Source organism: Vibrio sp., from assembly GCF_038138445.1.
Lineage (GTDB): Bacteria > Pseudomonadota > Gammaproteobacteria > Enterobacterales > Vibrionaceae > Vibrio.
On record NZ_JAYQDQ010000051.1, the window covers coordinates 22331 to 29647 of the forward strand.

Annotated in this window: 5 protein-coding genes; 4 read left to right on the forward strand and 1 reads right to left on the reverse strand. The window is 42.6% G+C overall.

The window, feature by feature from the left end; all coding sequences use genetic code 11:
• Positions 1-134: 134 nt before the first annotated feature.
• The 3 genes from AAFM34_RS13530 (at position 135) to AAFM34_RS13540 (ending at position 3992) form a co-directional block, all read left to right on the forward strand.
• Positions 135-1826: an L-lactate permease gene (locus AAFM34_RS13530; RefSeq protein WP_341663683.1), complete on the forward strand. Its 1692-nt coding sequence runs from the start codon at positions 135-137 to the stop codon at positions 1824-1826.
• Positions 1827-1880: 54 nt separating this feature from the next.
• Positions 1881-3017: an FMN-dependent L-lactate dehydrogenase LldD gene (gene lldD, locus AAFM34_RS13535; protein ID WP_341663685.1), complete on the forward strand. Its 1137-nt coding sequence runs from the start codon at positions 1881-1883 to the stop codon at positions 3015-3017.
• 186 nt (positions 3018-3203) lie between these two features.
• Positions 3204-3992 (forward strand): PhzF family phenazine biosynthesis protein, encoded by a 789-nt coding sequence (locus AAFM34_RS13540; RefSeq protein WP_341663687.1) that lies wholly within the window; start codon positions 3204-3206, stop codon positions 3990-3992.
• A 93-nt stretch (positions 3993-4085) separates the two neighbouring features.
• Here AAFM34_RS13540 and AAFM34_RS13545 read toward each other — a convergent pair whose 3' ends face one another.
• Entirely contained in the window at positions 4086-4277 is a 192-nt protein-coding gene (locus AAFM34_RS13545) for a hypothetical protein (protein ID WP_341663689.1), read from the reverse strand.
• A gap of 514 nt (positions 4278-4791) precedes the next feature.
• Between AAFM34_RS13545 and AAFM34_RS13550 the strand changes: the two genes are divergently transcribed.
• Positions 4792-7197: a hypothetical protein gene (locus tag AAFM34_RS13550; RefSeq protein WP_341663691.1), complete on the forward strand. Its 2406-nt coding sequence runs from the start codon at positions 4792-4794 to the stop codon at positions 7195-7197.
• The last annotated feature ends 120 nt before the right edge of the window (positions 7198-7317 follow it).

Below are 7317 nucleotides of genomic sequence, written 5' to 3' on the forward strand. Positions count from 1 at the left end.
AATTTTTTTCATTATTTCCCTGTATCCATAAAAAATAAAGCGTTAATTTCACTAGAAATTAACACAAAAGTCACAACTGAAAAACTTAAGAGATTCTGAGGAGCCCTAAGGCCTATTTGTACGAGGATGTACTTATGAATGAAACAATACTGGCCTTAGTGGCCTTCTCACCAATTGTGGTGGCCGCAGTATTACTCGTTGGCCTCAACTGGCCAGCCAAACGAGCCATGCCCATTGCTTTTGGCTTAACAGTCGCGGTAGCATTTTATATCTGGGATATGTCGTCTTCTAGGATCCTAGCTTCTACTTTGCAAGGACTCGTCATTACTGTATCCGTTCTTTGGATTGTTTTTGGCGCTATATTTCTTCTCAATACCCTGAAACATACTGGTGCTATTTCAACTATACGAAATGGCTTCACAAATATTTCTCCCGATCGTCGAGTGCAAGCCATTATCATAGCTTGGTGCTTTGGGTCTTTCATTGAAGGGGCATCAGGATTTGGCACACCAGCAGCCATTGCTGCGCCTTTGCTCGTGGCTATCGGTTTTCCCGCCCTAGCCGCAGTATTAATGGGCATGATGATACAATCCACACCTGTCTCTTTCGGTGCCGTTGGAACTCCCATCATAGTTGGCGTCAATAAAGGACTAGATAGTCATAATATCGGTCAAGCGCTGGTTGCAAATGGCTCAAGCTGGGACAACTACCTACAGCAAATCACAGCAAGCGTTTCTATTATTCATGCTTGTGTGGGCACACTCATTCCTGTACTCATGGCTGTAATGCTAACCCGCTTCTTCGGTAAGAATAAAAGTTGGACTGAAGGGCTAGATATTGTTCCATTTGCACTTTTCGCAGGATTATCTTTCACCATTCCATATGCGTTAACCGGAGTATTCCTTGGGCCAGAGTTCCCGTCATTAATTGGTGGTTTAATTGGCTTAGCCATTGTGGTCTCAGCAGCAAAACAAGGATTCTTAGTTCCCCGCACTACCTGGGATTTTGAGCAAGAATCCCTCTGGCCAAAAGAATGGTTAGGGTCACTCAAAATTGAACTTAATGAATCCGAAGGTAAGCCTTTGAACATTTGGCTGGCTTGGCTTCCTTATGTCTTACTCGCTGTAGTTTTAGTACTAAGTCGTGTGAGTAGTGACTTTAAAATGCTGCTTGTAAATATTCAATTATCCTTCTCTCAAATTCTCGACCAAACTGATATCAGTGCCAGTATACAGCCCCTATATCTGCCGGGAGGTATCCTAGTATTCGTAGCAATAATAGCGACTCTGGTTCAATCACGCAGCACACAACCTCTAGTCAAAGCGTTTGGTGAGTCCAGCAAAACACTTATCGGCGCTGGTTTTGTCTTAGTCTTTACCATCCCAATGGTGAGAATATTCATCAACTCTGGCATAAATGGAGCTGATTTAGCCAGCATGCCAGTCACCACAGCTAATTTCGCCGCAGGCTTAGTCGGTGATGCTTTTCCAGCACTCAGTGCATCCATCGGAGCGCTGGGTGCTTTTATTGCTGGCTCAAATACCGTATCCAATATGATGTTTAGCCAATTTCAGTTTGAAGTTGCTCAAGCCTTATCTATTTCTAGTGCAACCGTAGTCGCTCTACAAGCCGTTGGGGCGGCGGCAGGTAATATGATCGCCATACATAATGTAGTTGCCGCATCCGCAACTGTTGGGCTACTAGGACGAGAAGGTGCAACATTACGTAAAACCGTTTTACCGACAATATATTACCTACTTCTCACTGGCATCATTGGGCTTATTGCAATCTATGGCCTTAGAGTAACTGATGCACTCATGAGATAAAAGCGACCAATCAATGCTTTATTCACTCGTTGTTTCAATCTAGGACTGCCATTTATGATCATTTCATCTGCAACTGACTATCGAAAAGCCGCGCAAGCAAAACTGCCACCTTTCTTGTTTCATTACATAGATGGTGGTTCATATAACGAACAAACATTAAAGCGTAACTGCGAAGACTTAGCGAGCATCGCACTTAAACAGCGAGTATTGAAGAACATGTCCGAGGTGGACATCAAAACAGAGATATTTGGTGAATCTTTTGCCCTTCCTATCGCTCTATCTCCCGTTGGCTTAACCGGCATGTATTCTAAACGTGGTGAAGTTCAAGCCGCCTTAGCAGCAGAACAAAGAGGCATTCCTTTTACTATGTCAACGGTTTCAGTATGCCCTATTGAAGAAGTGGCTCCACGGCTTAAAAGACCAATGTGGTTTCAGCTATATGTACTAAAAGATCGTGGTTTTATGCGAAATGTTCTTGAACGCGCAAAGGAAGCTGGAGTAAGCACACTGGTCTTTACTGTCGATATGCCAGTTCCCGGTGCGCGTTATCGCGATCTCCATTCGGGTATGAGTGGACCGAACGCAGCAATGCGACGAGTTTTTCAAGCGATGCGTCACCCTGACTGGGCGTTGAACGTCGGCGTGTTAGGAAAACCTCATGATCTCGGCAATATCTCTACCTATCGTGGCAAACCCACTAAGCTTGAAGACTACATCGGATGGCTAGGAGAAAACTTCGACCCTTCAATTAGTTGGAAAGACTTAGAATGGATTCGCGACTTTTGGGATGGTCCTATGATAATCAAAGGTATCCTCGACCAACAAGACGCAAAAGATGCCGTTAGTTTTGGTGCTGATGGTATTGTCGTTTCCAATCATGGCGGGCGCCAACTTGACGGAGTTCTGTCATCCGCTAAAGCGCTGCCTTACATTGCCGATGCTGTTAAAGGGGATTTAAAGATATTTGTCGATTCAGGAATACGATCTGGACTTGATGTAGTGAGAATGCTCGCCTTAGGTGCTGATTGCGCTATGTTAGGGCGTTCCTATATTTATGCATTGGCTGCTCATGGCCGAGCAGGAGTTGAAAACCTGCTAGACCTCTATGAGAAAGAAATGAGAGTGGCCATGACGCTGACTGGCGCGAACGACATCGGCCAGTTAAATCACGATTCGTTAATGCATATCTAACGCCCAGCTAATACACACAACTCAGGCTGAGACTATGACTCTCAGCCTTTTCTCTCGAAAATCACAATGTAAGCAAAGTACCAGTTTGGGCAAAGATGATCACATAAATGTGATGTAATCCATTACAAAACTATCTAGGGTACCTATGATGCCTGTGACAACCTGACAAGACATAAGGAATTTGGTATGGAACTCGAAATGTTCGTCTGCGATGCATTCACCACTCAACGCTTCAAAGGCAATGCAGCAGCAATCGTTCCTGTATGCGAATGGCTGTGTGACGATATCATGCAGAGTATTGCTTCTGAGAATAATCTGTCTGAAACCGCCTTTATCAAACCAACCGGAGCTAACCAGTACGCTATCCGTTGGTTTTCACCAAGCTCTGAAGTCGACTTCTGCGGTCACGCAACCCTCGCCGCTGCTTTCTGCCTTTATCAGTTCTACGATTTAGAAGGGGTAATTTCATTCGATACCCTTCATGTCGGCACCTTGGAAGTAGAGAAAGATCTCTCTGGTCGGATTCTAATGACCTTTCCCAATAGGTTGCCAAGTGAATCCGAATGCTCGGCCGAAGTGTATGAATCACTCTCTATTCGCCCAACAAAAGTACTCAAAACACCACAGGCTTATTTTGCCGTCTTTGATAATGAAGAGCAGGTAAAGCAGGTAAAAGTGCGCCGAGAGTACTTGGTGGAACTTGCTCCTTATGATCTTATCGTTACAGCTAAAGGTAAGGATTACGACTTCGTATCACGCTACTTTTGGCCTGATGTGGGTGACTGTGAGGACCCAGTTACTGGCTCAGCTCATTCATCCCTTGCCCCTTATTGGGCATCTCAACTAAACGAAAATAACTTAAAAGGTTACCAAGCTTCAAAACGCGGGGGGATCGTCTATTGCCATGTAACTGACGATAACATCATCGTATCAGGCCATGCCGTACTGTACTCAAGAAGCAAAATTTATATTTAGCGTCAGGTTTTATAGTTGAAAATCGTATAAAAACGACCAGAGAGGAAGATCCTCTCTGGTTGTATCATTAACGTCAACCAAGCCAAATATGCACTAGCTATCATCCAAGCCGTCCATGTATTCATCATCAGCCTGATGATAAATATGGGCCTTGTGCTGTTCTATAAGCACTATAGCCGAAAGCGGACTGACCGAGTGTATTTCTCCTTTGCAAAAAGAGATAGGTTGTTTCCAAGTACCATCCTTGTACTCACCTGATGCATCAAATTGGATAAGAACATTCATACGTACCTCCAAACCACATTGAGCATACTTAAAGTTTAGCCCCTAAATGGGCATTTTATTAGAATCAAACAAGTTGCATAAAAGTTAATAAAGAGTGCGCTCAGTACTAAATAAAAATCAGCTTAAATTTATTGTAATAAATCATAGAAAATAGAGAAATATTCACGTAAAAATACACTTTAAAATACATATCAACTCTAAATCCAATAATAAGACCATGCATTTCAATTAAAATTAACAATATAGTAAAAACCTTGAGGTTGGGTTTTTAAAAATGGCAATAATAAAAACAACATTTCATATATCAAACAAACAAAAATAGATAAATATCTTTTTTATTCAAAAAATTAGAGAAATGAAATAAAGCCAATACCTTTTGATTCATTTTAATAAATTGAGGCTTTGGTCATATTTGCCGACTATAACAATTTATTTTTTAATCAATCTATTATTTATTTTAAAAATTGAACACATTTATATAGATTTAATTTGCTGCCAAATAGAGGTAAATTTAATGAATAAGAAGAAAATAATACTTTGCCTATCCGCACTATATTCAACTAGCTCACTGGCCGTGATTGATATCACTGCTAGTCATGTTGAAGTCCAAGGTGAGCGGTGTGAGAGTGGTTATCGATTTATCAAACCAGCCGAAGCCAGAAAACTGTCTGCCGAGCTCTACAACCAAGGCAAGATCGATATGTGGGGAAGGTATTTTCTAGACAATGGAAAAACACTAGCGATAACCCGAGATAACAGCATTAACACTGTCCATGACGCTTTTGAGTATCTCTCTAATATCGAAGACAACGACCCAAATATTCCAACCGGGCAAAGCCTTTGTACCAAGCAAAGTGGGAGTTTCTATGCCATTGATACCAGTAGTGAAACCAAATATCAAAAGATTATTTACAATGAGTTAGCTATTGATCAAGAGCTTAGAGACGGCGTATTACATACAGCAACGACAGATCAAGTATCAGAAGCAAAGTATGGTGAAAACCTAGTTAGTCGAATTAGAATGCTAGTCAAGGTCGAAGCGGATAATAGCACAAGCTTTATGATCAGAGCAGTAGGTGAAGCTTCAGCACCAAGCTCACAAGTATCCAAAGACCGAGATGGGCATTATGGATATGTTGGTCTTACTGGAAAGATCAACGGAAACTTCCTTCACATGCGATATAACGGTACTGGAGACCGAGCCCTCGGCCCCACTCCACCACTTTTAGATTCCTATCTTTATACGCCTGGTTCAGGTAACCCTTTGATGAAGTATTGGGAATTTAAGCTCAACCTTGAGCAAGGTATTGAAGAAGGGTATGTACTGGCAACCCTAAATATTTTTTCTGATAAAGCGCAAAAACAGCTAATCGAGAAAACCAATATTTCTTTGGAACTGAATAATGCTGAGTATTTCCCTGAAACTGGTGTTACCGTTGTAGGTGACGCACTGCTTAGCAGCCCAATCCACTTTAGAACCGATGAGTATTCACAAAATCAGTGGTCATCTTATCACCTTCTATACAGCACAAGCTCAGAAGCAATTAAGGACCAATATTTTAGTGGGAAACATATCGCTGCTTCTGATCCTGCGCGAGAAGATAGATACGCTAACGATGTCGATAACCTTGTTTTAGCCCAGCAAACTGCGATACCTTTGGAGCTACCCACTGCGCATCGACGTCAAAAAAGATGTGTGGAGGACTTCATTCAGTCATTACAAAGTCTAGGGGCTTGGGCATTCGCTAGATTGTTGGGAGAGCCTAGCATCTGTGGTGTACAAAACCATCAACCAATCGCCAATGTTCCTCCTCTTATTGTCGATGAACCTCAACCAACGGGTAACAACAATAATGTGGTTTATGAAGTGATAGAAACTCCACCACATGATGACAATCCCGATGCGTTTAACACGGCAATGAATGTATTAGCTTGTGATGACAATGTAAACACGGATGCCGATGAAGGAACATGCACGATAGAACAAAGTGAAGCAATAAACCTTATCGGGGATCTTACCCGTGATCAGCTAGGCGCTGTAATTAACGATGTCCAAGAGCATCTTAACCTTGCCGCGCAAGGAGCAGGCCCTGCACTATCAGTTGATACTGGCAATCAGCACCTCAACAACTTTATCAATCACAACCCTGAAGCGGCTATAGACCTGTTAAATAGCGCTATGTTAGTTGCCAATGCGTCAAATGTGAAACCCGATAAACTTGTTTCACGAAGGAATAAAAAAGGCAAGAAACGTAATGAAAATGTTCTGACAGGCTCTTGCGCCAACAGCGATCCAGAAGTAAAAGATGACGATGGTTTCCAATGTGTACAAAAAATACGCAGAAGAGCGAATCGAAGACCGACAGACACTGTCGTTAGCTTGCCTCCCCTTTTGCAAACTGGTGGAGACTATTACACCAGGAATTCCGCAAACTTCAATACCATGGTAAGAGCATTTACCAATAGTGGTGTAAGCTCACGTATGACTTACAATGAAGTAGCCAACAACACTTGGGCAATTGCGTATGATGGGGCCGCTCCTGGTAATAATCGCAGATTCGTGGTTTTATCTGATGCAAGTAATGGACGCCGTGAAAGGTTTGGCTTCGGGCTAGAACATATATGGACCAACAGAGATGGTGGTCACCAAAGAGATTTCATGCAGCATGGTTTTCACAATCGCGAGATGCTGGCACGTATGATTATGGCAGCCTTAACCAGTGTTGACGGTAACCCAAGAATCACAACCAGAACAGGCGAAGGAGGGCAACGCAGAGTGTATGCAGCCGTCACTTTTGTTTATGGTCGTTATCATTATCTATTCACCAATGTCGCCATTGTAGTGGGCAGTGATGGTTATGTTATTACCGCTTTTCCAACCAGAAATTCACGCCTTTCGACATTAGAAGATGAGTTATAATCATTAAGTAATACTTAACATTAAACCGCCACGCAAAAGCTGGCGGTTTTGCTAGTGTAAGACGTTTTTGTCGAGTAGACGACACCTGTTACCAAGTGTCGTCCCTCTAAGAACCCAGCG